Here is a 272-nt window from a genome sequence, read left to right as displayed (position 1 = left end):
AACACGGCAGACGGCATCACCAGCATTGGCGACTACGTTTTCCGCAACTCCGTGACCGAAGCCGACGTGCTGCCGGCCACCATCCAGACCGTGGTGAAGAAGGCCGGTGTGAAGAAGGTGGCCGTGCTCTACGGCAACGACGATGTCTTCACCAAGAGCGGCTACGACAACTTCAAGAAGGCGCTCGAAGACCTGAAGATTCCGGTGACGACCATCGAAACCTTCGCCAAGGGCGACGTGGACTTCAAGGCCCAGCTCACCAAGATCAAGGC

The 272-nt window shown here is 58.8% G+C and carries 1 protein-coding gene; it reads left to right on the top strand.

Annotated elements, in window-relative coordinates; genetic code table 11:
• Nucleotides 1–272: ABC transporter substrate-binding protein (locus RVY79_RS19675; RefSeq protein WP_317466257.1), on the top strand; the 272-nt coding region annotated here is incomplete at both ends.

This window comes from Chromohalobacter sp. HP20-39 (genome assembly GCF_033052815.1).
Classification (GTDB): Bacteria; Pseudomonadota; Gammaproteobacteria; order Pseudomonadales; family Halomonadaceae; genus Chromohalobacter.
Note: the sequence above shows the minus strand (reverse complement) of the source record. Positions and strands in the feature narration are given on the sequence as shown.